Source organism: Achromobacter sp. NPDC058515 (genome assembly GCF_042721735.1).
In the GTDB taxonomy this organism is placed as follows: Bacteria; Pseudomonadota; Gammaproteobacteria; order Burkholderiales; family Burkholderiaceae_B; genus Achromobacter.
Genome location: NZ_JBHXNI010000022.1, coordinates 29,607 through 50,205, shown reverse-complemented (window position 1 = coordinate 50,205; position 20,599 = coordinate 29,607). Strand labels below are relative to the sequence as shown.

Below are 20,599 nucleotides of genomic sequence, written 5' to 3'. Positions count from 1 at the left end.
AACCGGAAGGCATATGAACTACAAGAAGGCACTGAGTCCGGATCATCCCAGCGAAAAGCGTGCTGGAAAAGCCATTTCTCCGCCGCCCTGCGAGCGTGGCGTACCCGTTTATCCGCTTCGGTATGGCGTGAGCGCCTATGCCGCGGATGCCAAGCTCTACCCGACGCTCGGCACGGCCGGCTATCCGGCGCTAAGAAGCGGAAAGGCCTACGGGCCCCGCGTGCTGCGTCCGGGAAGCTACGTCTACTTGTTCTATTTCCGACACGGCCGGATGTGGACGCAGCATTATCAGGTCACCCAAAGGGTGCGATTCGCCCGTATTTGGTGGCGCAAGGAAGACGATGACGATTTGGCGCCGGGGCGCCTCTCGCGCCCCGACGAGGCGGGCTCCAAAAGCTACCTGCTCGCGCCGCAGACAGAGATCGCGGACACAGTCCACCTGCTGGTTAGCGACACGGTGCTGACTCACCGAACGCTCTGGCGCATCGAGACAAATCAAAACGGCCTGCGCGACAAGCTGGCCACCACACTCAAGCCGGCCGGCGGCGCCGGGCAGGCCAATGTGCTTGCGGCCACGACGTTGGCCAACGCTTGCCCTGAACTCGCGCCGCCCGCCACGCGCTACGCGGCGCGGCCGTATCCCTGGAGCGAGATCCAGTTCACGGAGAACGAGCCGGCCGATACCCACATCGCCGGAGCCATGTACATCGCGCTGCTTCCGTTCAAGAGCGTCACGCCATTGGCGGTGGTTCTGCAAGATCCGATAGGCGTCGCAAGCGAGCTCCACTACCTGGCGACCGATGCGGTAAAGCGGAAGACCAGGTATGCGGCCGACAACGCGCATAAGCTGCTGAGCGGGCAGCTCATCGCCAACTACTTCCAGACGGCGGAAAAAGGCGCGCAACGTTCTCCGGATTTGGCCAAGGCGGTCGCCAAGCAACGCAGGTTGGTGGACCATGCGGGCGCAGTCAGCTTTGCCCATGTCTACGCCAGGGAGATCGGGAAGTTTGACGCAGCCATAGCCGCAGCCGTGCAGGACGTGAAGGCGTGGGTATTGTTGATTGAAGCGCCCCGCCTGCTTGGCAAGGCGCTGAGTTGTTTCGATCTGGCCTCCCTGCATAACGCGCGGGCATACGAACAGGCGGTTTTCAACTGCATAGGCGGTTTGGTGCACACGCAGGAGGGGCAGCAGGCGCTGAGCGACCTGGTAGCGATGCCGCCTTCGCAGAGTCCTTATTGGCTCGCGCTGGCGAATGGCAGCAAGATTCTGATTGCGCGTTTGCAGGAAAAGGTAGGCGATATCGCGAAGAACCTTTTCGATGTCCTCGACAAGTATCTGGAGGAACACGCGGCGACGCCCGCCACCAATGCCCTGATCGGCTTGCTGCAGGCGTTGCCGCAATCCAAGCAGGCGGACATACTCGTGCGGCGGCTTCGCCATGTGCTGGAGATCCGATTCAATGCCACGATAGTCAGGTATGACGTAAGCCTGCCGGAACTGCTGCGCGCCGCATACGAGTTCCAGGGCCACCAGGCCTTGGGTGAAGAGCGGCTGCGTGGCTGGAAACTGCCTGCGCCCCGGGTCGGGCAGACGGCTGCAACTGCTCGCGTGCTGGTTTACGACTGGGTCAAGATCGGCGAGACAACGTATCGTGAACTAGATGGCGCGCCGGCTGAGCGTCCAGCGCTTCCGCCCGCACGGCCTGTTCATGCGGAAGGGAATTTGTTTTCCAGCATGATGGGACGAATGCGCGCGCCTGCGGGGCATTTTTTTACGGGGCTGGGGGGATTTTTGGCATTGAAGGGGCTTGCGGATGCTTGGAAGAACTTCAATACGCAAAACGGAAAAAATCCTCAGAACTTTTTCAGCAATGTCGGAGCGGTGAGTGCTCTTGTTGGAGCCGGTATAGAAATTGGTGCAGCGGCTATCGTGATGAGCGCCGGAACACGCGGTAATGCCGCATTGGCAACATGGGCACACGTGCTGCGCGCCAAGTATGGGGTAGCGCTCTTTGGTGCTGGCGGTGTCGGAATAGCCGCTGCCGCAGATGCCGTTCGGGCAGGTTATGCGGTTCAAGATAGTAATCTTGAACAGGCTGGCATGTACCTGGGCTCTGCCATCGCAGGCGGCGTGATAGCGCTGTCGACGTGGGGAGGAGGAACGGCGGCAGTGTCTACTATAGCTAACGGCGGAACAGTAGCCTTAGTCCTGGGTCTCTCGGCCGGAGGGTGGGCCATTGTAGGGCTCGTGGCGCTCGGGCTCGGGATTGCCTTTGTCATTGGAACGGATATGACCAGACACGGCCCCGTGGAAATTTGGCTCAAGCACAGTATTTGGGGAGTAAATAGCCGGCATTACACGAAGCGCGAAGAACTGGACGCCGTCCATGGGCTCTATTACCGCCCACGTTTCAGTGCGGAGTGGATCAATGCTAGGGGCCGTGATGTGGGCACCCTGCGCATCCATTGCCAATTGCCCGGCGTTGATGATTCGCCTGGTGATCGCTTTCAAACTAAGCTGACCTTCAGCCGGCACGGGAAAGTTCTTGCCCGTACCGACGGCCCCGTCCTGCATGCTAGTGGCACTAGCCCGGTTGACTATGACCGCGAATGTCTGGTCACTTCATTGGGGTATACCGGCAACGAATGCGGGTGGGCCATCAGCATGCACGAGGATACGGAGGTCGGGCTGGAGTACCTCTTCTTTCCCGATTTCGAGCAATCCCTTGGACTTGCTGTAGCGCAGCCCGGCGCGCCGGCACAGTTGGTTTTTTCATCGGGGGGCCTACTATCCGATCCTATCGACATCACGAAACTTGAACCGGTAAGGCCGCCCCAATGACAGCAGACACCGTAAAGCGTCTACCGCGCAGCGTGCGCTTTGGCGGCACTCCGCTCTATCACAACCACGTCACAGGTGAGCCGGCCCAGCCCGATGGTGTTCGACGTGTCAACGAGTCATGCGTGGAGCTTGAGACCTACGCAAATTTCACTCAAAGGGGCGTGGCCGGCTATATCGGCATGTCCGCGATCATCACGCTTATCGCGTTGCTAGCCATGATGTGGACGGTCGGATGGGAGGGTTTAACTTACGAGTTTGCGATTAACATGCTTATTACTGCTCCGGCTCTAACCTGCATTGCTTTCTTGTTCTATTTTGCCAGCGGCGCGCACCGTTGCCGCGGCGCCTTCATCCGCATCCATCGAGGAACCCGCAAACTGTATTTCATCTATCCCAACGGAAAGCGCCTTCACGTATTGGATTGGGACAAGCTTGAGGCCGTTGCTGGCTTTATCCCCATCATATCCGCCAGCGGCTACGCAAGCCGCCATCCGCTGTACTTGTTCGGGATCGATCATGCGCTGGATCCCCCGACCGAAATCTGTGCAGCATGCGGCAATTTAGGCACTTTTGGTGGCGACCGCTCGGCCCGCTCGCTGTGGTCGTACCTGCAAGCCTTCATGGCTCATGGCCCAGGCGGCCTACCCGAGCCGCTGCCGATTCCGCCGCGCCTGAGTCGCAAGCAGGAGACATTCAAGCCATATCGCGAGTGGTACGCGAGCTTGAGCGAGACGCTTGTCAAGCCTCATGGCAAGCTTTGGGCTCCCATAACCATTCCGCTCTGGATAGTGGGATTGCTCATCAGCGCCTTTCCAGACAGCGTCGAGGCATTCCTGCAGTACAACGTGCCCTATAGGAAGTTTCCGAAGGAAATCGACGAGCTTTGCGGCTTTGCGGAAAAGCGCCAGCCAGTCATTCGGGTCAACGGAGAGCGCATAGAGCCATGACGCGTTCTCCTAACGCAGCAGCCGCTTATCAACCCTGCGGGATGCTATTCGCCTCACGCCCCTTGATTCGGTGAGGCCGTCCAAATGACAGCAGACACCGTAAAGCGCCAACCGCGCAGCGTGCGCTTTGGCGGCACTCCCCTCTATCACAACCACGCCACAGGTGAGCCGGCCCAGCCCGACGGAGTTCGACGTGTCAACGAGTTGTGCGTGGAGCTTGAAACCTACGCAAATTTGACTCAGAGGGGGGCGGCGGGGTTTATCGGCATGTCCGTGGTCATCACGATTATTTCGCTGCTATTCGCCCTGTGGATATTGGGCTGGGAGCGCATGACATATGAACTCGCCCTAAGCATGCTTATTACTGCCCCGGCTCTAACCTGCATTGCTTTCTTGTTCTATTTTGCCAGTGGCGCTCACCGCTGCCGCGGGGCCTTCATCCGCATCCATCGAGGAACCCGCAAGCTGTACTTCATCTACCCCAACGGGAAGCGCCTTCACGTATTGGATTGGGACAAGCTTGAGGCCGTTGCTGGCTTTATCCCCATCATATCCGCCAGCGGCTATGCAAGCCGCCATCCGCTGTACTTGTTCGGGATCGACCATGCGATGGATCCCCCGACCGAGATCTTTGCAGCATGCGGTAACTTGGGCGCATACTCGGGCGACCGCTCCGCCCGGTCCTTGTGGTCGTACCTGCAAGCCTTCATGGCTCATGGCCCTGGCGGCCTACCCGAGCCGCCGCCGATTCCGCCGCGCCTTAGCCGCAAGCAGGAGACTCTCAGGCCATACCGCGATTGGTACGCAGGCCTGAAGCGCAGGCTCGCCAAACCTCACGGAAAACTGTGGGCCCCGATCACTATTCCGTTTTGGTTTGGCTGGTTGCTTATCAACGCCTTTCCAGACAGCGTCGAGGCATTCCTTCAGTACAACGTGCCTTATAGGCAGTTTCCGAAGGAAATCGACCAGCTTTGCGGCTTTGCGGAAAAGCGCCAGCCAGTCATCCGGGTCAACGGAGAGCGCATAGAGCCATGACGCGTACTCCTAACGCAGCAGCCGCTTATCAACCCCGCGGGATGCTATTCGCCTCGCGCCCCTTGATTGGGTAAGGCCGCCCCAATGACAGCAGACACCGTAAAGCGCCTACCGCGCAGTGTGCGCTTTGGCGGCACTCCGCTCTATCACAATCACCCCACAGGCGAGCCGGCCCAGCCCGACGGTGTTCGACGTGTCAACGAGGTGTGTGTTGAGTTGGAGACGTACACGAATTTCACGCGGCGAGGTGCGGCTGGCGCTATTGGATTGTCCATGATCGGGGCTATTGCGATTACCGCGTTCGGACTCTTCGTAATTGGCGCGGACAGGCTTACATACCAGATCGTGATGAATATGGTGCTTATAGCGCCCCTCTTGCCCGGGATGATCTCTGTTTTCTATTTTGCCAGCGGCGCTCACCGTTGCCGCGGGGCCTTCATCCGCATCCATCGAGGAACCCGCAAGCTGTACTTCATCTACCCCAACGGGAAGCGCCTTCACGTATTGGATTGGGACAAGCTTGAGGCCGTTGCTGGCTTTATCCCCATCATATCCGCCAGCGGCTATGCAAGCCGCCATCCGCTGTACTTGTTCGGGATCGACCATGCGATGAATCCCCCGACCGAAATCTGTGCAGCATGCGGCAATTTAGGCACTTTTGGTGGCGACCGTTCGGCCCGCTCGCTGTGGTCGTACCTGCAAGCGTTCATGGCTCATGGCCCAGGCGGCCTACCCGAGCCGTCGCCGATTCCGCCGCGCCTGAGTCGCAAGCAGGAGACATTCAAGCCATATCGCGAGTGGTACGCGAGCTTGAGCGAGACGCTTGCCAAGCCTCATGGCAAGCTTTGGGCTCCCATAACCATTCCGCTCTGGATAGTGGGATTGCTCATCAGCGCCTTTCCAGACAGCGTCGAGGCATTCCTGCAGTACAACGTGCCTTATAGGCAGTTTCCGAAGGAAATCGACGAGCTTTGCGGCTTTGCGGAAAAGCGCCAGCCAGTCATTCGGGTCAACGGAGAGCGCATAGAGCCATGACGCGCGACTCTCGAGGCGAAATCTGCTTTCGCTGACGTGCGTCGCGCCATTGTGTGTTGCGTCGTCTTAACGAGCTCTTCGCGCCGGGTCCAAGCGCGCCAGGCGAACGCACCGTGGCGCTGCTGACCGGCATCGGCATCAAGTCCACGCAGTTCATGACGGACCTGTTTTCGGCGCCGGCCTGAGCCGGGGCGTCAGGCCGCGGCGGCGGCCGTCCGTTCCGAGCGGGAGGCGGCCGGGGCCGGCGCGGGCGCGAACACGCGCAGGCGGTGGCCGTCGGGATCCAGCGCGACGAAGGTGCGCCCGAAGTCCATGTCGGTGGGCGCCTGCAGAATGGGCAGGCCGCGCAGGCTCCAGTCCACATGGCGCTGGTTGACGGCGTCGGCGTCGGCCAGGGTGAACGCCAGTTCGGATGCGCCGCCGCGTCCGGCCGCGGCCGGCTCCACGGTGTAGCGCGACCACAGGCCCAGCATCAGCCCGGAGTCCAGCGCGAACAGGGCGAAAGTGGGCGTGCTTTCAACCGGCGGCCGCTGCAGCAGCGCGCTGTAGAACGCGGCGCTGGCCTCGGGCTTTTCCACATAGAAGATGACGAAATTGGTGTCTGACATGCTGCGCTCCAGGTGGTTGACGCGCTCATGTTAGGCAGCGGTGCTGTCAGTTTTTGGCAGCAGCGTGCATCAGATTTTCTTCTGCTCGTGGTGGATGGCGCGCCACTCCTTGAGCAGCGCGTGGCGGCGCCGGGGATAGCGGTCGCCGGCGGCCAGGGTGGCAAGGCGATCGGTGCGGAAATGCCGGAAGTCTTCCCGCAGTTCGCACCACGCCATGACCAGGCGCACGCTGTCGAAAAAGCCCAGCGCAAACGGCCAGATCACGCGGGCGGAATCGGCGCCCTTGTCGTCGCGATAGGTGATTTCCAGCTTTTGCTCGGCGCGGATGGCCCGGCGGATCAGCGCCACGTCGACCCGGTCGATGACCGTGTACGCGCTGGGGCCGACCAGGAGCGGGATGGCGTCCAGCTCGTCGCGCAGTTCCTGCGGCAGCACCGCGCCGATCTTGGCCAGCGCATTGCGCGCCGCCAGCCCGAGCCGCTCGTCCGAGCGGCCCGCCACCCAGCGCGTGCCCAGCACCAGCGCCTCGATCTCCTCGGTGCTGAACATCAGGGGCGGGAGCATGAAGCCGGGGCGCAGCACGTAGCCCACGCCCGGCTCGCCCTCGATCTCGGCGCCCTGGTATTGCAAGGTCGCGATGTCGCGGTACAGCGTGCGCAGGCTGATGCCCATTTCCGCGGCCAGCCGGCGGCCGCTTACCGGCAGGCGGTGACGGCGCAGGGTCTGGAGCAGATCCAGGAGTCGTTCGGTGCGGGACATGGGGCGGGGCGGGCTTGGGGCGAGTCCGTAATGCTGCCACGAAACGGCAGCATGCGGGTATCGGCCCTGCCCGGCCCCTGATCCCGGCAGATCAGGCTCAGGAGCCGGCTTTCTTGCCCGTGGCCACGTCGATGGCCGAACCGTCTTCCAGGCTGACGCGGTAGATCTCGCGCACGACATTGCCGGCAAAGCCGATTTCGACGATGGACACGTCCTTGAACGTCGTGGCGATGCCGTCCGGCAGCACGGCGTTGAACTTGTCGGACTCCTGCTTCATGGCATCCTGCAGGCGGGCGTCGTAGAGGGCCATGCTGTAGACCAGCGTGGTGTGCGGATTGTGGGCGCGCACTTCCTTGCCGTCCTGCATGACGTTCACGCCGCTCACGCCCATCGTCTTGACCAGGTCCTTGCCCGCATCGCCCATCTTGGCGTAGACCGGACCCGTCACGCGCGGCAGCGGGCCGTCGCGCAAGGGCGCCAGCGCGGCCGTGGCCACGGTGTTGTAGCGCATCATGTCCTCGAAGCCCTGGCCGCTCTTGACCACGCCCAGGTCCAGCCACCAGGGGTGGCCGGCGCCCTTGGCGGCTTCCGTGGGATAGAAGGTCTTGAGCGTGACCTGCAGGGGGGCGGGCGGCTTGGGCAGCGCCTTCAGCATGCGGGCGGGCGTCTCGGGATCGGCGCTGTGGATGTGGACTACGGTGACGTGCGGCATGTTGGGCGTTTCGGCTTCGGTCTTCAGGCCCAGCTTGATCAGGTCTTCCTTGAGCGTGCCGCTCACCTTCGCGTCCAGGACGGCGTTGACCTCCTGCGGCAGGCGGTAGACGACGCCGTAGGTGGCTTTGTGCGCGCGGAATTCGGGCTTCTCCAGCGCACTGTTGTCGATGGGCGCGGCGGCTTGGGCGGCGCAGGTGGTGGCGAACAGGCCGAAGGCGGCCAGGTGCAATGCGCGTTTGATCATGGGGAATCCCTTATCGTTGTGGAGGCGACCCGCGAGAGTCATCCGCAGTGTGGCCAGCGCGGATGTACTGCGTATTGCACCAAGCAAAAGAATCCCGATACCAGTCTGCGCTTGGCCGATGGCTGGCGCGCCGGCCGGTATCCCGCTACCCCATGAAGACGATGGCCACGATGGCGATGCCCAGCAGCAGGTTCACGCCCACCCAGCGGCGGATGCCGCCCATGGCCTGGCCGCCCTTGGGCCAGTCGGCGGCGGCGACCGCCGCGGCCAGCCGCCCATAGAGCACAAAGCGGATATGGCCGAAGATGGCCATCATCACGACGCCGCCGGCGGCCATGAGGGTCCAGCTGCGGGGCATGAAGAAGGCGCCGCCGGTCTGCGCCGCCTGGCTGGCCTCCTGGCCGATCATCCAGGCGCCGCTCAGCAGGATCAGCACGATGGCAGCCAGCACGGCGTTCAAGAACGGGCCCAGCACCGCGGCCATGAGCTTCAGGCGCACTGGCGGTTCCAGCTGCGCGGCCGCCGGCCGCAGGAAACAGTGCGCGAACAGCATGCCGCCAACCCAGAGGATCACGGCCATGACGTGGACGAATTTCAGGGCGGTATAGAACATGCGGTCTGCCTCCAGAGGGTAGGGCGGCGGAAGCCGGCCGAATCTGTCCCCATGATATCTCCGCAAACCATCTCGCGCGGACTTGACCAGAATCATGGTTTTGCATTTAGAATGAGATTGATTTCTATTTGTGATTGTGAGTCAGGGAGCCATCCGTGCCGAATCCCGTGCTTGCCTCAGGCGACGCCGTCCATCTTCTGTACCGCGCCCATCATGGCTGGCTGCATGGCTGGCTGCGCGCCAAGCTGGGCAACAGCTTCGACGCGGCCGATCTCGCCCAGGACACGTTTGTCCGGGTGCTGCGCCATCGCCAGGAGCTGGACGCCTTGCGCGAACCGCGCGCCTACCTGACCACGATCGCCAAGCGGCTGCTGCTCAATCATCACCGGCGCCGCTCGGTGGAGCAGGCCTACATGGAAGCCCTGGCCCTGATGCCGCAGGCGCTGGCCCCGTCGGCGGAGCAGCGCCTGATCATCCTGGAAACCCTGCAGGAAATCGACGAGATGCTGGCGGGCCTGACGCTGCCCGCCCGCCAGGCTTTCCTGATGGCGCAGCTTGAAGGCCTGAGCCACGGCGAGATCGCCGAACGGCTCAACGTGTCGCTGCGCACCGTCCACCGCTACATCGCCAAGGGGCTTGAGCAATGCATCATGGCGGTGATCTGAGCGCGCATGCGGAAGGCGCGGGCGAATTGCCCGCCGTGGAGCGCAACGTCGCGCGCGAAGCCGCGCGCTGGCTGCTGCGGCTGAGTTCGGACCGGGCCACCGACGCCGACGTCCGGGCCTGCGACCAATGGCGCGCCAGCAAGGCCGAGCACGAGCATGCCTGGCAGCGCGCGCAGCGCGTGAACGCGCGCTTTGGCCTGATCCCCTCGGCGCTGGGCATGGCGACCCTGAACCGGCCGGCGTTCAAGAGCCGGCGCGCCGCCTTGAAGGCGCTGGTCGCGCTGGTGGTGGCCGGGCCGGCGGGGTGGGCCGCGTGGCGCGCCGACCCCATGGACTGGAGCGCCGACTATCGCAGCGCGGCCGGCGAGCGGCGCGAGGTGACGCTGGCCGACGGCTCGACCCTGCACCTGAACACCGCCAGCGCCGTCGACGTGCTGTTCGACGACGCGACGCGCCTGCTGCGGCTGCGGTCCGGCGAGATCGCCGTGCATGCGGTGGCGGATACGGCTGCGCATCCGCGGCCCTTTGTGGTGCGCACCCGCGGGGGCGACATCGAGGCGCAGGCGTCGCGCTTCTGCGTGCGGCAGGAGGGCCCGCATTGCCAGGTCAGCGTGCAGGAAGGACGCGTGCGCCTGAGCAGCGGGGCGCAGCCGGGCCGCTTTGTCAGCCTGTCCGCGGGCGAACAGAGCAGCATGACGCCGGACGGCGCTACCCCGCCTGCGCCCGCCGACCCGCACGCCGGGGACTGGATGCGCGGCGTGCTGTACGCCAGTCAGCTGCGGCTGGACGCCTTTGCCGCCGAGCTGGCCCGCTACCGCCAGGGCATCCTGCGCTGCGATCCCGAGATCGCGCATTTGCGCATTTCGGGCGCGTTCCAGCTGCGCGACACCGACGCGGTGCTGGCCGCCTTGCCGGCGACCTTGCCCGTGCAGGTGCGCTACCGCACGCCGTACTGGGTGACGATCGCGCCGCGCGCGTCGGCTGGCGCCTGACTGTTACAAAAAACCGGAGAAAACGCTGTCCGATCTGGATTTCACGAGGGTCATGGTCTGTATAGGCACACCAATGCCGATACCTGTTGGATCGAAAGGACGACCATGGCTTACACCCCTGCCGGCCGCGCAAGCGGCTCCCTGACAGCCCGAGGCGCGCAATGCCGGCTGACCCGTCTTACCGCCGCCGTGCATGCCGCGCTGGCCCTGGCCGCCGCGTCCGCCTTGATGCTGCCCGCGGCCCACGCGCAGGCGCAGGCAGTGGCGCAGGCCGAGGCCCGCGGATACCGCATTCCGGCTGGCGCGCTGGCCGATGCGCTGCCGCGCTTTGCGGACAGCGCCGGCGTGACGGTGCTCTTCGACGCCGCGCTGGTGGGGCAGCGCCGCACGCCGGGCCTGGATGGGGTGTACTCCGTGCATGAGGGCTTCTCGCGCCTGCTGACGGGCAGCGGCCTGGGCGTGGCCGAGCGCAGCGCCGGCGTGTTCGTGCTGCAGGCGCAGCCGCAAGCCGGCGTGACGCAGCTTGCGCCGGTCCAGGTCGAGGGCGACGGCGCGGTGGTTACTCCGGCCTGGGAAACCAGCACCGACCGCAAGCGCATGGACGAACTGCAGATCAGGAACTGGAGCGACCTGGGCAAGCGCGCCGAGCCGGGCGTGAGCTTCAATCGCCAGAACAACAGCATCAACATCAGGGGCCTGGACCAGGACCGCGTGCTGACGCGGGTCGACGGAATCCGCCTGCCGTGGCTGGACGACGGCGCGCGCGGCGTGAAGGGCGGCCTGGAGGCGGTGGACTTCAACAGCCTGTCGCGGCTGGACATCGTGCGCGGCGCGGACGCCAGCGGCGGCGGCTCCGGCGCGATTTCCGGCATTGCCGACCTGCGCACGCTGGACCCGTCCGACCTGCTGGCCGACGGCAAGACCTTCGGCGCGCTGGCCAAGACCGACTACGACTCCGCCGACACCAGCTGGGGCGCCAACGCCGCGCTGGCCGGCCAGATCCACAGCAACACGTTCTGGCTGGTGCAGGCGGGCGTGCGCAACGGCCACGAACTGGACAACCGCGGCGACGTGGGCGGCTACGGCCCCAAGCGCAGCGAGCCCAGCCCCGAGGACTACGACCAGCGCAGTTTCCTGCTGAAGCTGCAGCAGCGCGTCGAAGGCGGCCATCGCTTCGGCCTGACGGGCGAATACTTCAAGCGCGACGCCGACATCGACAGCATGTTCGAGCAGGGCCCGGGCACCAGCTATCTGGCGGGCCAGAACAGCACCAGGAAGGAAACCGAGCGCGAGCGCGTGTCGCTCGACTATTCGTACAAGGCGCCTGGCGAGGGCGGCCTGATCGACACGGCCACCGCGGTCGTCTACTGGCAGCGCCTGCGCCTGGACAACTCGCAAAATGGCATACGCAGCGTCGATGCCCGCGCCTACGCGATCCCCGGCGACCCTTACCGCTACGGCTTCCCCAGCGGCCCCTATGGCCGCAGCAACTCCATCCAGCAGACGCTGTTCGGCGTGAACACCGAGTTCACCAAGCGCCTGGCGGGCGCGACGGTGTCGCAGCTGTGGACGGTGGGCGGCGAGTGGTACGGCAACAAGACCGAACAGAACTCCAGCGGCTACGACAACTGCCCCACGATCCCTCCGGGCCTGCGGGCGCCGATGGGCCCGCGCGCTTGCGACATGCTGCACACCAACCAGGCCGATGTGCCGCAGTCCAAGGGCGACCAGTGGGCCCTGTGGGTGCAGGACGAATTCAGCTTCGCCGATGGCCGCTACACCATCATGCCGGCCCTGCGCTACGACCACTACGAGCAGAGGCCGCAGTCCAGCGCCAGCTACGAGAGCAACCCCAACGCCGGCGCGCTGCCGCCGTCCAACAGCGGCAGCCGCTTCTCGCCCAAGCTGCTCGCCACGTGGAAGGCGATGGATGAGTTGAGCCTCTACGCGCAATATGCCTATGGCTTCAAGGCGCCCAGCCCTACCCAGCTCTATACCAACTACGGCGGCCCGGGCACCTATCTGCGCGTGGGCAACCCCTACCTGAAGCCCGAAACCAGCAAGGGCTGGGAACTGGGCGCCAAGATCGGCTCCGACGACCTCGGCGGTGCAGTATCGTTGTTTGATAATCGCTATCAGAACTTTATCGATGGCGACGTGCCGCTGAACGCCAGTTCGCCGCAGTGGCAGCCGGGCTGGGCAGGGCAGTATCCGCTGGGCGTGACGGGCAACGTCAACCGCGCCCGCGTCCGCATCTATGGCGCCGAGGCCAGCGCGCACTGGAAGTTCTCGCCCGGCTGGCGCACGTGGGGCTCGCTGGCGTGGGCCGTGGGCAAGGACGAGGGCACGGGGCAGTACCTGAATTCGGTGGCGCCTCTGAAGGCGGTGCTGGGCGTGGGCTACGGCCGCGACGTGTGGGGTGTGGACGCGCTCTTGACCACCGCGCTGCAACGCAACAAGGTCGAGTACCCGGAACCGGCGGCCGGCGCGCCCAACCCCGACTTTAAGGCGCCGGGCTATGGCGTGGTGGACCTGATGGGATATTGGCGTCCCGCCGCGGTGAAGGGACTGCAGGTGCAGGCTGGCGTGTTCAACCTGTTCGACAAGAAGTACTGGGAGGCCATCAACGTGCCGACCGCGGGCGCCATCACCATCCCGCGCCCGGTGGATTGGTACACGGAACCGGGGCGCAGCGTGCGCGTCTCATTGACCTACCAGTATTGAGTTCGGTCCGCCGCCGCCCGGCGCAGATCGGGCTCGGCGGCGGTTTTTAGCAATGTTTGGCACCGGCCGGAGGGCCTACGATGACGACTACCGATTTCACGACCCGCGCTGAGGAACTGCGCGCCCGCAACGAGGCCCTGGCCGCCTCGCAACCCGGACTGCGCGCCCGCAGTCTGGCCCAGGCGCTGGGCGTGTCCGAAGCCGAATGGGTGGCCGCGGGCTGTGGCGGCCTGAAGGCCACCGCGCTGCATGGCAAGCCGCAAGAGATCTTCCGCGAACTGGGCACGCTGGGCGAGGTCATGGCGCTGACGCGCAACGACTGGTGTGTGCATGAACGCCACGGCGTGTATGAGGACATCCAGGCCGAAGGTCCGGTGGGCCTGGTGCTGGGACCGGATATCGACCTGCGCGTGTTCTTCACCGCATGGAAGTCCGCCTGGGCGGTCGAGCAGGACGGTCGCCACAGCCTGCAGTTCTTTGACGGCGCGGGCGTGGCGGTGCACAAGGTCTACCGTACCGACGCCACCGACGCGGCCGCCTACGACGCCCTGGTCGCCAGGTTCGCCGGCGAATCGCAATGGCCCGTGGCCCAGCCCTATGCCCCCGCCGCCGACGCCGAACAGGTCGAGGATGCGCAAGGCTGGCGCGAGGCCTGGCTGGGCATGAAGGACACGCACGAGTTCTTCCCGCTGCTGCGCAAGTTCAAGGTGTCGCGCCTGGCGGCATTGGCCGCCGCGGGCGAGGACCTGGCGCAGGCGGTGCCGGCGGACGCCGTGGAACGCATGCTGCAATCGGCGGCGGAATCGGGCCTGTCCATCATGTGCTTCGTGGGCAACCGCGGAATGATCCAGATCCACACCGGCCCGGTGCAGACGCTGCGCCGCACCGGCCCCTGGTTCAACGTGCTGGACCCGAAGTTCAACCTGCACCTGGACACGACCGCGATCGCTTCGGCGTGGGTGGTGAACAAGCCTACCTCCGACGGCTGGGTGACCTCGCTGGAGGTGTACGCCTCCACGGGAGACCTGATCGTGCAGTTCTTCGGCGAGCGCAAGCCGGGCAAGCCGGAACTGACGGGCTGGCGCGAGCTGATGGTCGGCCTGTGCAGCGCGCCGCTGGCCGCTTGAGCGCAAAGGAAGCCGCGATGAAGAAATGGTTGGCAGTAGCGGTGGGCTGGATGCTGGCGGCCGGCGCGCACGCGGCGCCGCCCGCCCGCGTGGTGACGCTGGGCGGCAGCGTGACCGAGATCGTGTACCAGCTGGGGCAGGGCGACAAGCTGGTGGGAGACGATCTCTCCAGCCTGTACCCGGAGGCCGCGACCAGGCTGCCGCGCGTCGGCTATTACCGCTCGGTGCCGGTGGAAGGCGTGCTGGCGCTCAAGCCGGACCTGGTGCTGGCGTCCGAGCAGGCCGGGCCCCCGGATGCGCTCAAGCGATTGGGCGAGGTGGGCGTGCGCATTGTCACCGTGCCCGATTCGCCGTCGGTCGATTCGCTGAAGGCGCGCATCCGCAACATCGCCGAAGCGCTGGGCGTCGCGCCCGACGGCGAGCGCATGGTGGAGCGCATCACGCGCGAGCTCGCCGCGGTGGAGGCGATTCCGGTCACCAACGCGCGGGCGGTCCTGCTGCTAAACCGCACCGGCACCCTGCAGGGCGCGGGGGGCGGCACCGCGGCCAACGAGGTCATGGCGATGGCCGGGCTGGTCAACGTGCTGAAGGACCAGCAAGGCTACAAGCCGCTCTCGGCCGAGGCGATCAGCGCGCTCGCGCCGGACGTGATCGTCGTCACCAGCACGTCGATCGAGGCGTCGGGCGGCGCGGAAAAGCTGCTGCGCCTGCCCGGCCTGGCATCGACGCCGGCAGCCGCGCATCGGCGCGTGATTGTGCTGGACGACCTGCTGCTGCTGGGCATGGGGCCGCGCTTGCCGCTGGCCCTGACCGAGCTCAAGCGGGAGGCCGCCAGTGTCATGGCGCGCTAGCGCGGGACGCGTCGGCGCGCCGCTGGCCTTGCTGCTGCTGGGCGTGGCCCTCGCCGTCGTGGCGCTGGCGGCCAGCAGCAGCGGCGCGGTCCGGATTCCCCTGCGCGAGATGCCTTCGCTGCTGTGGGGGCAGCCCGCCCCGGGCAGCGAGCTCTGGCGCAACGTGCTGATCGACATCCGGCTGCCCAGGGTGCTGTTCGCCCTGGTGGCCGGCGCCGCGCTGGCCATCTCCGGCGCCGCGATGCAGGCCCTGTTCCGCAATCCGCTGGCCGAGCCGGGCCTGATCGGCATATCGGCCGGCGGCGCGCTGGGCGCGGTGGGCGCCATCGTGCTGACCTCCGGCGGCTTCTGGATACTGGCGCCCGCCGCGTTTGCCGGCAGCCTGCTCGCCACCTTCTGCGCCTACACCCTGGGCCGGCGCGTGCCCGGCATGGCGGGGCTGCTGCTGGCGGGCATCGCCATCAACGCCGTGGCCGGCGCGATGATCGGCCTGTTCACCTTCCTGGCCAACGATGCCCAATTGCGCGACCTGACCTTCTGGACCATGGGCAGCCTGGCGGGCGCCAACTGGACGCTCCTGGCGTTCCTGGGGCCTTGGGTGCTGCTGATGTCCTGGTGGCTGATGCGCCAATGGCGGGTCATGAACGCGCTGCTGCTGGGCGAACGGGAAGCCCAGCACCTGGGCTATGCGCTCAAGCGCGTGCGCGCCCAGCTGGTGCTGGCGTGTGCGCTGATCGTCGGTCCGCTGGTGGCGGCCACGGGCGGCATCGGCTTTGTCGGCCTGGTGGTGCCGCATCTGGTGCGCATGACGCTGGGCGCCAACCATCGCTGGCTGCTGCCCGCCTGCGTGCTGGGCGGCGCGCTGGCGCTGACCCTGGCGGACTGGCTGGCGCGCGTGGCCGTGGTGCCCGCCGAATTGCCGATCGGGCTGGTGACCAGCCTGGTGGGCGGACCTTTCTTTCTGTGGCTGCTGGCGCGCGGCCGGAGGCACGGATGATGCTGGCGGCCGAGAACCTGACATTGACGCGCGGCGGCAACCGCATCCTGGAGCAGGTGTCGCTGACGGTGCGCCCCGGCGAAGTGGTGGGCCTGTTGGGCGCAAACGGCGCGGGCAAGTCCAGCCTGCTGGGCGCGATGTCGGCGGAGCTGGCGCCGGATTCGGGGCGGCTGCGGCTGGACGACGCCGACCTGGCGGGCCTGCCGCACCGGCGGCAGGCCCGCGTGCGCGCCGTGCTGCCGCAAAAGCCCGGACTGAGCTTCGATCTGGACGTGCGCGAAGTGGTGGCGATGGGCGCCTATCCGTTTCCCGAGCTGTCCCCGGCCCAGGTGGACGCCCTGGTGGATCAGGCGCTGGGCTGGGCCGACGTGGCGCACCTGGGCGCGCGCCGCTATCCCGAGCTCTCGGGCGGCGAACAGCAGCGCGTGCAGTTCGCCCGGGTGCTGGTGCAGTGCAAGGCGGCCCGCGCCGAGGGCGAGCCGCGCTACCTGCTGCTGGACGAGCCCACCGCCAGCCTGGATCCCAAGCATCAGGGCGACCTGCTGCGCGTGGCGGCGGGCCTGGCGCACGCGGGCGATACAGGGGTACTGGTGATCCTGCACGACATGAACCTGGCCGCCCGCTGGTGCGACCGCCTGCTGCTGCTTTGCGGCGGCCGCGGCATCGCGGCGGGCACACCCGCCCAGGTGCTGACGCCGGCGAATCTGTATCTGGCCTATGGGATCGAAGCGCATGTCATGCCGCATCCGCTGCAATCGGAGCGCCTGCTGGTGGTGACGACGTGACGCCGGACGCGGGGCCGGTAAAATGGCGGGTGACAGCACTTCAATCACTTACCCAACAGGACCCGTGTCATGCCTACTTTTGACGTCGTCTCCGAAGTCGACAAGCACGAACTTACCAACGCCATCGATCAGGCGAACCGCGAACTGGCCACCCGCTTCGACTTCAAGGGCACCGACGCCAAGTTCGAACTCGAAGGCTTTGTCGTGACCCAGGTCGCCTCCAGCGCGTTCCAGCTCAAGCAGATGCTGGACATCCTGCGCGGCCGCCTGTCGGCCCGCGGCATCGACGTGCGCTGCCTGGATGTGGCCGATCCCCTGGAGAACCTGGGCGGCGCCCGCCAGAAGGTCACCATCAAGCAAGGCATCGAGCAGCCGGTGGCCAAGAAGCTCATCGCCGCCATCAAGAACGCCAAGCTCAAGGTCGAATCCCAGATCAACGGCGACAAGCTGCGCATCACCGGCAAGAAGCGCGATGACCTGCAGACCGCCATTGCCTTGCTGAAGAAGACCGACGTCGACCTGCCGCTGCAGTTCGAGAACTTCCGCGATTAAGGCGCTGGGCCCATACAGATGGGGCATTCCGGCGAACTTCAATTGGTTGTGGAACTGGCGCGGGCCGGCGGCATGTCGGCCGCCGCGCGCGAACTCGACGTCACGCCCGCCGCGGTCAGCAAGCGGCTTGCGCAGATCGAGGCGCGGCTGGGCGTGCGGCTTTTCAACCGCAGCACGCGCCGCCTGAGCCTGACGGCCGAAGGCGAGTTCTACCTGGAAAGCGCGCGCCGCATCCTGGGCGAAATCGAAGACCTGGACCAGTCGATCGCCAGCCGCCAGGCCAGTCCTCGCGGCTTGCTGAAGGTCAACGCGCCGCTGGGCTTTGGCCGCAGCTACATCGCGCCCGCCATCGCCGAATTCGCGCAGAAGTATCCCGAGGTGTCGCTGCAGCTGCAGCTCACCGACAGCCCGGCCGACTTCGTGCGGGACGCGTTCGACGTGGCCGTGCGTTTCGGCGACCTGCCCGACACCAGCCTGATCGCCCGCAAGATCGCGCCCAACCGCCGCCTGGTGTGCGCCTCTCCCGCCTATCTGAAGACGCACGGCGTGCCGGCCACGCCGCACGACCTGGCGCGGCATCAATGCATCGTGCTGCGCCAGAACGAAGCGGCTTACGGCCTGTGGCGCTTTACCAAGGGGCGGCGCAGCGAGACCGTGAAGGTGCGCGGCAATCTCAGCAGCAACGACGGCGAGGTGACGCTGACCTGGGGGCTGGCCGGCCTGGGCATCCTGCAGCGCGCCGAATGGGACCTGGCCCGTTATCTGCGCAGCGGCCGGCTGGTGCGTGTGCTGGAAGACTATGCCTTGCCGCAGGCGGACATCTACGCCGTTTTTCCGGAGCGGCACCATCTGTCCGCCAAGGTGCGGGTGTTCGTGGACTTCCTGGTGGGGTATTTTCAGGAAGGCGCGGAAAGCCAGTGGTGACGCCCTGCAGGCGCGGCCTCGCTCATGCCGCCCACAGGTGCTGCGCCGCGTAGGCGCGCCAGGGACGCCAGGGCTCGGACCGGGCCAGCAGCTGCGCGGGCGTGTACGCCCGCGATTCCAGCCGCTCCAGCGCGCGTATCAATCCGATGTCGGCCGAAGGAAACGCATCCGGCTCGCGCAGCTGGCGCAACGCGATGTATTGCGCCGTCCATTCCCCCACGCCGCGGATCGTGCGCAGGCGGCGCACGGCTTCTTCCAGCCCGCCCGCGGCGTCAAACAGATGCCTGTCCGCCACGGCGGCGGCGGCCACGGCCGACAGCGTCGCCGCGCGGCTGCGCGGCATGCCCAGCGAGGCCAGCTCCGCGGCGGCCACGGTTTCGGGCAAGGGGAATACGTGGGTCAGTCCGCCCTCGGGGCGGACCATGGGCGCGCCGTGCGCGGCCACCAGCTTGCCGGCCAGGCGGATGGCCGCGACCACCGTGATCTGCTGGCCCAGCACGGCGCGCATGGCCAGTTCAAATCCGTCCCAGGCGCCGGGCACGCGCAGGCCGGGCCGGGCCTGGATCAGCGCCGTCATGACGGGATCCTGCGAGAACTGCGCGGCGATGGCGACCGGGTCGCTCGCCAGGTCGAAGACGCGGCGCAGGCGCGCGATGATGGCCGGCAGCGCCTGCAGCCGCGGAAACCGCACCGTGGCCTGCAGCGCATTGCCGGTGCCGGGCCGCACCGTCACCGTTCCCTGGCGGTCGTCCAGGAAGATGGTGCGCGCATAGGTGTCGTCCTTGACCTGTTCGATGCCGGGAATGGCCCGCAGCCGCAGGAAGTCCAGCATGGCGGCCCAGTCATACGGCGGGCGATAGCGCAGCAGCAGCTTGATTTCGCCATGCTCGCCCGCCGAGACCTCGGGCTTTTCCGAGCGCCGCAGCGCGCCCGGCGCCCGTCCGAACAGGTTCAGGAATATCTCGTTGAAGCGCCGGATGCTGCCAAAGCCCGCCGCGAAGGCAATCTCCGCCATCGGCAGATGCGTTTCGTGGATGAGCTGCTTGGCCAGCAGCACGCGGCGGGTCTGGGCGACCGCCACGGGGGATGCGCCCAGGTGCTGGCGGAACTGGCGCCGCAGCTGCCGTTCCCCCACGCCCAGGCGCTGGGCCAGCGCGTCCACTCCATCTTCGTCCAGCGCGCCCAGTTCGATCAGCTGCAGGGCGCGCGCCACGCTGTCCGGCAATTCATGTCCGGGGCCGAGCTCGGGCGCCGTCTCGGGGCGGCAGCGCAGGCAGGGGTGATAGCCGGCCTCCTGCGCCGCGGCGGCGGTGGAATAGAAGGCGACGTTCTTCGACAAGGGCGTGCGCGCCGGGCAGACCGGGCGGCAGTAGATGCGCGTGGTCTTGACGGCCGTGAAGAAGCGGCCGTCGTAGCGGGCGTCGCGCACTTGGATGGCGCTATAGCAGGCGTCGTGGTTCAGGTCCATGCGCCGATACTAACGCCGCCCGCCAGGCGGGATCTAGCGGTTTTCGGACAGGGTTGTGAATGTCGCACTCGTGTCCGAAAACCGCCAGAGCGCGCCTCGCTGCGGATCTATATTGGCGGCATCCCCATTGCCAGGAGCAGGCGCCATGCCGGTCCACACCTTCGCGCTTGAGCGCGTGGCCACCCCCATCGGGCTGATGCTCGTCCTGACCGATGCGCAGCAGCGCCTGCGCGCGGTGGACTGGGAGGACTTCCAGGCGCGCATGCATACGCTGCTGCGCCGCCAGTACGGCCGCAACGCCGTGGAACTGCGCGACGCGACCCGGCCTTCCGCCGCCCGCCGCGCGCTTGAGGCCTATTTCGGCGGCGACGTCGCCGCCATCGCGGACCTGCCCGTCGCCCTGGGCGGCACGGATTTCCAGCGCCAGGTCTGGCAGGCGCTGCGCGGCATCGAAAGCGGGGCCACCGTCAGCTACGGCGCCCTGGCCACGCGCATCTCGCGGCCCACCGCGGTGCGTGCCGTGGGGCTGGCCAATGGGGCGAACCCCGTGGGCATCGTGATCCCGTGCCACCGCGTGATCGGCGCCAACGCCTCGCTCACCGGCTACGGCGGCGGCCTGCATCGCAAGCGCTGGCTGCTTGAGCACGAGGCCGCCTGCCGGACGGAACGGGCAGCCGGCGGCCAGACCGCCGCACTTTCAACTCCAGGTTGAAGATG

The 20,599-nt window shown here is 66.5% G+C and carries 20 protein-coding genes; 15 read left to right on the top strand and 5 right to left on the bottom strand.

Going from position 1 to position 20,599, the window contains the following annotated elements; all coding sequences use genetic code 11:
• Positions 1-13 precede the first annotated feature (13 nt).
• The 5 genes from ACFWP0_RS27635 to ACFWP0_RS27615 all read left to right on the top strand — a co-directional run bounded on the left by ACFWP0_RS27635 (position 14) and on the right by ACFWP0_RS27615 (position 6,044).
• Positions 14-2,842, top strand: coding sequence for a toxin VasX (locus ACFWP0_RS27635; protein ID WP_377847693.1), 2,829 nt, complete (start codon positions 14-16; stop codon positions 2,840-2,842).
• Entirely contained in the window at positions 2,839-3,789 is a 951-nt protein-coding gene (locus ACFWP0_RS27630; RefSeq protein ID WP_377847691.1) for a hypothetical protein, read from the top strand. Before ACFWP0_RS27635 ends, ACFWP0_RS27630 begins: the two co-directional genes overlap by 4 nt.
• An 84-nt stretch (positions 3,790-3,873) precedes the next feature.
• Positions 3,874-4,824, top strand: coding sequence for a DUF6708 domain-containing protein (locus ACFWP0_RS27625; RefSeq protein WP_377847689.1), 951 nt, complete (start codon positions 3,874-3,876; stop codon positions 4,822-4,824).
• An 84-nt stretch (positions 4,825-4,908) separates the two neighbouring features.
• Entirely contained in the window at positions 4,909-5,859 is a 951-nt protein-coding gene (locus ACFWP0_RS27620; protein WP_377847687.1) for a DUF6708 domain-containing protein, read from the top strand.
• 53 nt (positions 5,860-5,912) lie between these two features.
• The gene (locus tag ACFWP0_RS27615) at positions 5,913-6,044 is read left to right on the top strand and encodes a hypothetical protein (protein ID WP_377847685.1); all 132 of its coding nucleotides are present in this window, start codon (positions 5,913-5,915) and stop codon (positions 6,042-6,044) included.
• Positions 6,045-6,053: 9 nt separating this feature from the next.
• Here the strand turns inward: ACFWP0_RS27615 and ACFWP0_RS27610 are convergent, their stop codons facing one another.
• The 4 genes from ACFWP0_RS27610 to ACFWP0_RS27595 all read right to left on the bottom strand — a co-directional run bounded on the left by ACFWP0_RS27610 (position 6,054) and on the right by ACFWP0_RS27595 (position 8,797).
• The gene (locus tag ACFWP0_RS27610; protein ID WP_377847683.1) at positions 6,054-6,467 is read right to left on the bottom strand and encodes a VOC family protein; all 414 of its coding nucleotides are present in this window, start codon (positions 6,465-6,467) and stop codon (positions 6,054-6,056) included.
• Between the two features lie 69 nt (positions 6,468-6,536).
• Positions 6,537-7,226, bottom strand: coding sequence for a helix-turn-helix transcriptional regulator (locus ACFWP0_RS27605; protein WP_377847681.1), 690 nt, complete (start codon positions 7,224-7,226; stop codon positions 6,537-6,539).
• A gap of 97 nt (positions 7,227-7,323) precedes the next feature.
• Positions 7,324-8,184, bottom strand: coding sequence for a hypothetical protein (locus tag ACFWP0_RS27600; protein WP_377847679.1), 861 nt, complete (start codon positions 8,182-8,184; stop codon positions 7,324-7,326).
• A gap of 145 nt (positions 8,185-8,329) precedes the next feature.
• Positions 8,330-8,797 (bottom strand): CopD family protein, encoded by a 468-nt coding sequence (locus ACFWP0_RS27595; RefSeq protein ID WP_377847677.1) that lies wholly within the window; start codon positions 8,795-8,797, stop codon positions 8,330-8,332.
• Between the two features lie 155 nt (positions 8,798-8,952).
• On the opposite strand from ACFWP0_RS27595, the gene ACFWP0_RS27590 reads away from it, so the two are divergent.
• The 9 genes from ACFWP0_RS27590 to ACFWP0_RS27550 all read left to right on the top strand — a co-directional run bounded on the left by ACFWP0_RS27590 (position 8,953) and on the right by ACFWP0_RS27550 (position 18,414).
• Entirely contained in the window at positions 8,953-9,462 is a 510-nt protein-coding gene (locus ACFWP0_RS27590) for a sigma-70 family RNA polymerase sigma factor (RefSeq protein ID WP_377847676.1), read from the top strand.
• Positions 9,441-10,454, top strand: coding sequence for a FecR domain-containing protein (locus ACFWP0_RS27585; RefSeq protein WP_377847674.1), 1,014 nt, complete (start codon positions 9,441-9,443; stop codon positions 10,452-10,454). Before ACFWP0_RS27590 ends, ACFWP0_RS27585 begins: the two co-directional genes overlap by 22 nt.
• A 105-nt stretch (positions 10,455-10,559) precedes the next feature.
• Complete coding sequence (locus ACFWP0_RS27580) at positions 10,560-13,178, top strand: TonB-dependent receptor (RefSeq protein ID WP_377847672.1); 2,619 nt, start codon at positions 10,560-10,562, stop codon at positions 13,176-13,178.
• 80 nt (positions 13,179-13,258) lie between these two features.
• On the top strand, positions 13,259-14,305 hold the full coding sequence (locus ACFWP0_RS27575; protein ID WP_377847670.1) for a hemin-degrading factor: 1,047 nt from the start codon (positions 13,259-13,261) through the stop codon (positions 14,303-14,305).
• Between the two features lie 17 nt (positions 14,306-14,322).
• Positions 14,323-15,156, top strand: a complete 834-nt coding sequence (locus tag ACFWP0_RS27570; protein ID WP_377847668.1) for a hemin ABC transporter substrate-binding protein — start codon at positions 14,323-14,325, stop codon at positions 15,154-15,156.
• Between the two features lie 109 nt (positions 15,157-15,265).
• On the top strand, positions 15,266-16,153 hold the full coding sequence (locus ACFWP0_RS27565; RefSeq protein ID WP_377847743.1) for a FecCD family ABC transporter permease: 888 nt from the start codon (positions 15,266-15,268) through the stop codon (positions 16,151-16,153).
• A complete protein-coding gene (locus ACFWP0_RS27560; protein WP_377847666.1) occupies positions 16,150-16,938 on the top strand; it encodes a heme ABC transporter ATP-binding protein in 789 nt (262 codons plus the stop codon). Before ACFWP0_RS27565 ends, ACFWP0_RS27560 begins: the two co-directional genes overlap by 4 nt.
• A gap of 69 nt (positions 16,939-17,007) precedes the next feature.
• The gene (locus ACFWP0_RS27555) at positions 17,008-17,490 is read left to right on the top strand and encodes a YajQ family cyclic di-GMP-binding protein (protein ID WP_377847665.1); all 483 of its coding nucleotides are present in this window, start codon (positions 17,008-17,010) and stop codon (positions 17,488-17,490) included.
• A gap of 18 nt (positions 17,491-17,508) precedes the next feature.
• Positions 17,509-18,414, top strand: coding sequence for a LysR family transcriptional regulator (locus ACFWP0_RS27550; protein ID WP_377847663.1), 906 nt, complete (start codon positions 17,509-17,511; stop codon positions 18,412-18,414).
• A 22-nt stretch (positions 18,415-18,436) separates the two neighbouring features.
• Here ACFWP0_RS27550 and ACFWP0_RS27545 read toward each other — a convergent pair whose 3' ends face one another.
• Entirely contained in the window at positions 18,437-19,882 is a 1,446-nt protein-coding gene (locus ACFWP0_RS27545; protein WP_377847661.1) for an AlkA N-terminal domain-containing protein, read from the bottom strand.
• A 145-nt stretch (positions 19,883-20,027) separates the two neighbouring features.
• Here ACFWP0_RS27545 and ogt point away from each other — a divergent pair, with 145 nt between their 5' ends.
• Positions 20,028-20,594 (top strand): methylated-DNA--[protein]-cysteine S-methyltransferase, encoded by a 567-nt coding sequence (gene ogt, locus ACFWP0_RS27540; RefSeq protein ID WP_377847660.1) that lies wholly within the window; start codon positions 20,028-20,030, stop codon positions 20,592-20,594.
• Positions 20,595-20,599 lie beyond the last annotated feature (5 nt).

Excerpts from the sequence above, each read along its gene's own strand:
- ACFWP0_RS27580 (WP_377847672.1), top strand. The coding sequence starts at position 10,560 with ATGGCTTACACCCCTGCCGGCCGCGCAAGCGGCTCCCTGACAGCCCGA.
- ACFWP0_RS27600 (WP_377847679.1), bottom strand. The coding sequence starts at position 8,184 with ATGATCAAACGCGCATTGCACCTGGCCGCCTTCGGCCTGTTCGCCACC.
- ACFWP0_RS27625 (WP_377847689.1), top strand. The coding sequence starts at position 3,874 with ATGACAGCAGACACCGTAAAGCGCCAACCGCGCAGCGTGCGCTTTGGC.
- ACFWP0_RS27630 (WP_377847691.1), top strand. The coding sequence starts at position 2,839 with ATGACAGCAGACACCGTAAAGCGTCTACCGCGCAGCGTGCGCTTTGGC.
- ACFWP0_RS27550 (WP_377847663.1), top strand. The coding sequence starts at position 17,509 with ATGGGGCATTCCGGCGAACTTCAATTGGTTGTGGAACTGGCGCGGGCC.
- ACFWP0_RS27560 (WP_377847666.1), top strand. The coding sequence starts at position 16,150 with ATGATGCTGGCGGCCGAGAACCTGACATTGACGCGCGGCGGCAACCGC.
- ACFWP0_RS27605 (WP_377847681.1), bottom strand. The coding sequence starts at position 7,226 with ATGTCCCGCACCGAACGACTCCTGGATCTGCTCCAGACCCTGCGCCGT.
- ACFWP0_RS27585 (WP_377847674.1), top strand. The coding sequence starts at position 9,441 with ATGCATCATGGCGGTGATCTGAGCGCGCATGCGGAAGGCGCGGGCGAA.
- ACFWP0_RS27555 (WP_377847665.1), top strand. The coding sequence starts at position 17,008 with ATGCCTACTTTTGACGTCGTCTCCGAAGTCGACAAGCACGAACTTACC.
- ACFWP0_RS27595 (WP_377847677.1), bottom strand. The coding sequence starts at position 8,797 with ATGTTCTATACCGCCCTGAAATTCGTCCACGTCATGGCCGTGATCCTC.
- ACFWP0_RS27620 (WP_377847687.1), top strand. The coding sequence starts at position 4,909 with ATGACAGCAGACACCGTAAAGCGCCTACCGCGCAGTGTGCGCTTTGGC.
- ACFWP0_RS27575 (WP_377847670.1), top strand. The coding sequence starts at position 13,259 with ATGACGACTACCGATTTCACGACCCGCGCTGAGGAACTGCGCGCCCGC.
- ACFWP0_RS27570 (WP_377847668.1), top strand. The coding sequence starts at position 14,323 with ATGAAGAAATGGTTGGCAGTAGCGGTGGGCTGGATGCTGGCGGCCGGC.
- ACFWP0_RS27565 (WP_377847743.1), top strand. The coding sequence starts at position 15,266 with ATGCCTTCGCTGCTGTGGGGGCAGCCCGCCCCGGGCAGCGAGCTCTGG.
- ACFWP0_RS27635 (WP_377847693.1), top strand. The coding sequence starts at position 14 with ATGAACTACAAGAAGGCACTGAGTCCGGATCATCCCAGCGAAAAGCGT.
- ACFWP0_RS27610 (WP_377847683.1), bottom strand. The coding sequence starts at position 6,467 with ATGTCAGACACCAATTTCGTCATCTTCTATGTGGAAAAGCCCGAGGCC.
- ACFWP0_RS27545 (WP_377847661.1), bottom strand. The coding sequence starts at position 19,882 with ATGGACCTGAACCACGACGCCTGCTATAGCGCCATCCAAGTGCGCGAC.
- ogt (WP_377847660.1), top strand. The coding sequence starts at position 20,028 with ATGCCGGTCCACACCTTCGCGCTTGAGCGCGTGGCCACCCCCATCGGG.